The organism is Virgibacillus alimentarius (assembly GCF_000709085.1).
In the GTDB taxonomy this organism is placed as follows: Bacteria; Bacillota; Bacilli; order Bacillales; family Amphibacillaceae; genus Virgibacillus_B; species Virgibacillus_B alimentarius.
Map to the genome: position 1 here is coordinate 1 of NZ_JFBD01000144.1, position 3132 is coordinate 3132.

Annotated in this window: 4 protein-coding genes; 3 read left to right on the forward strand and 1 reads right to left on the reverse strand. The window is 33.2% G+C overall.

What is annotated here, in order from left to right; all coding sequences use genetic code 11:
- Positions 1–78: 78 nt before the first annotated feature.
- Entirely contained in the window at positions 79–687 is a 609-nt protein-coding gene (locus GZ63_RS0116155; RefSeq protein ID WP_029271352.1) for a class D sortase, read from the reverse strand.
- Between the two features lie 925 nt (positions 688–1612).
- On the opposite strand from GZ63_RS0116155, the gene GZ63_RS0116160 reads away from it, so the two are divergent.
- From GZ63_RS0116160 to GZ63_RS0116170, 3 genes are all read left to right on the forward strand, one after another.
- Positions 1613–2182: a xanthine phosphoribosyltransferase gene (locus tag GZ63_RS0116160; protein WP_029271354.1), complete on the forward strand. Its 570-nt coding sequence runs from the start codon at positions 1613–1615 to the stop codon at positions 2180–2182.
- Positions 2183–2284: 102 nt separating this feature from the next.
- Positions 2285–2719: a universal stress protein gene (locus GZ63_RS0116165; protein WP_029271356.1), complete on the forward strand. Its 435-nt coding sequence runs from the start codon at positions 2285–2287 to the stop codon at positions 2717–2719.
- 167 nt (positions 2720–2886) lie between these two features.
- Positions 2887–3132: LysM peptidoglycan-binding domain-containing protein (locus GZ63_RS0116170; protein ID WP_029271358.1), on the forward strand; the 246-nt coding region annotated here is incomplete at its 3' end.

Consider the following 3132-nt stretch of genomic DNA (forward strand, 5'->3'; position numbering starts at 1 on the left):
TAAAAATAGTATTAAATTTTGCCGCTAGCACTATTGACTTTATATAGTTAGTCTCCTTATATTGAAACTATATAATAATTAATCGACTGGATAGGCGTATGTAACAAAACGGTCAGGAGCGCTTCCTACATACGAGAATGGATAGCAGGTTGTAACAACCAGAGCTTCTTCACCCATTTCTCTGATTACACTAGTATCATCTTCGGGTACAATTTCCGTCTCTCTAATTTCATAAGTATGACTGCCCCCGGGCATATTTACAGTAAATTGGTCTCCGACTTCGATTTGATCAAAGTTTCGAAATACTGTATCACGATGACCGGATAATACAATTTGTTCATTTTCACCAGGAAGTACGGAATTGGATAAATGTCCGATTCCCTTATCAAGGGAGTCTGGATCAGTTCCTTCAACAATTGGCAATGTTTTACCCAATTTTGGAATGTCTAATGTTGCAAAAGCTTCACCATCATCCACTTGTAGACTTTCCGAATTGTTGTTGTTATTGTCAGAAGTATCAGAGGAAGCTCCTTTATCTTTTTCATTATTTTCCTGCCCTTGTGCAATCCGATTTTGAGCTTCAGCTAATGAATTTTTTGTATTTTGTTCGTTCTGATAATATTGGTAGCCAAAAACGGACAAAAATATAACACCGACAATGATAAGAAGATAGCTTATGTATTTCAACCCATTCACCTCCCGATAAATGTTATTTCCAATATAGAAAGGACTTAACAACATATTATACTGTACCTTTAAAACGAGCAATTAATTTGGCTGCAGCACCAATTAGGATTAATCTGCTCCTGCAAAACCATATGTCCACATATTTGTAGCTGTACCTGGATGTTTCTGCCCTTTTTCAGATTTAGTTTCATCTGATTCAACTTTAGTATCGGTACTATTATTATCGTTTTCTATAGGGAGAATTACAAAGCCATCTTCATTAACGTTTTCTTCCCGTTTGCTTTACAATCATAATTTCCCAAGGAAAATTCAACCGCCTTTTTATAAAGTAATACTAGCAATGGTCTAAAAATGCGTCAATAGGCCATGAGAACCATGTTTTAGTCTCGTTTTAATGATTTATGTACAATTGTGATTATTTTAAATTAAACGTACGATGGGAGTATATAGTTTCCAACAATATGAGAGCAGAAAAGCCTATATTTGAATGATTTCAAAACATTCTAAATACCCATATAAAAAGTATGAAATTCCCACTTGAAGGAATATGAGAACAAGCATTAGAAGCTATGGATATGGATCAGCTTGATTATATTATAAAAATAAATAAAGCATCTTATTTTATAACAAGGTTTTGAAATGAAAATGGAAATGGCACTAGTAATAAATAGTGCCATTTTCTTAATGCTTACAAATCAAACAAATCATTTGCTTGAGTAGCTTCTCATCAGTTGTTAGTTTATAATTATATTATTCGAATTATGCTACATTTAATTACTAAATGAATCGGTTTTATAAAAATATTAAAGCTATTATGCAATATTTTTAATGGAGGTACTGCAGTTAGATTGTACATCTAACGGGGTTTTCAATACTAGTGAGTTGTTAAAATTACTTTCTGCTAAGTAAAAGGAGATAGTTGTAGATGAAATTATTAAAACAAAAAATTTTAAATGAAGGAAAAGTTTTATCAGATACTGTATTAAAAGTTGATTCTTTTTTAAATCATCAAGTCGATCCCCAACTAATGCTGAATGTTGGCGAAACGTTTACAAATTTATTTTCAAGTGAAGGTATAACAAAGATTTTAACCCTAGAGTCTTCCGGGATTGCCCCCTCTACAATGGCAGGTTTAAAGCTAAGGGTTCCAGTAATCTTTGCGAGAAAACGGAAATCCCTTACCTTAGTTGACGACCTTTATTCAGCTAATATTTATTCCTTTACAAAAAAAGAGACCAATGAAATCTCGGTCTCTAAAGATTATATATCAAGTAATGATACAGTCCTAATTATTGATGACTTCTTAGCAAATGGACAGGCTGCTCTGGGCCTTTTGGATATTGTTGAACAAGCAGGTGCATCTCTGGCAGGGTTTGGCATCGTTATCGAAAAAGGTTTTCAAAATGGTGGAAATCTTCTTCGTGAACGAGGGATTCGGGTAGAATCATTAGCGAATATTGCATCACTATCAAATGGAAAAGTAACGTTTAAATAATAGGGGGATAATAATCAGTTTTATAGAATAATCTACTATTTATGATAAAATAGAATTAGGAACAACATCATGTATTTTAAACGTATACAGGGAGGTCCATCGATGACTAAAAAAGTACTTGCAGCCTATGATGGTTCAATATTAAGCAACGAGGCAATACAGGAAGCAAAAAAACAAGCTTCGCTCTTTCCTGAAACAGAAGTTCATATTTTTACAGTTATTGAATCAACAGGACCAACTACCAATGCCGCTATTTCACGTAACATTACGAAAGAGGTATCGGAGAAAATGCTTCCACAAATGGAAAAGATAAAGCAAGAATTTATGGAAGCATCTATACCAGTTGTAACGGAAGTCAGGTTCGCTGATATAGGAGATAACCCCGGTAAAATAATTTGTGAATATGCTGATAACAAGGGTATTGATTTAATTATTGCAGGCAGTCGTGGTCTCGGTAATATTAAAAGTATTTTACTTGGCAGTGTAAGTAATCATATTGTACAGAATGCCAAATGTCGAGTTCTGATTGTGAAATAAATGATTCTTTTAAGCTAGCTCTATCTTATTAACTAGAGCTAGCTTTTTATATTTTTTTGTTAAAATGTTCCTGTAATGTAATAGACTTGTAAAATTATTGTAATCCAAAAATGAATATACTATGTTAAGATGTACACAGCTTAGAAAAACTAAGGGGGTTTTTAGTAGTGAAGAAAATTGCGGCTACTATCGCTACAGGAATATTATTAGCTGGGGTAACTGTATCGAGTGTATCAGCAGCAGAGGTCCAAATTGATAAAGGAGAAACTTTGTGGGACATTTCAAAAACTAATAATATATCAGTAGAAAAATTAATGGAAATGAATGATTTGAAGAATACGATCATTCACCCAAATCAGAAGCTAGTCATTTCTGAAGAATACATAGTAGAAAAAGGAGATACTTTATCTAAA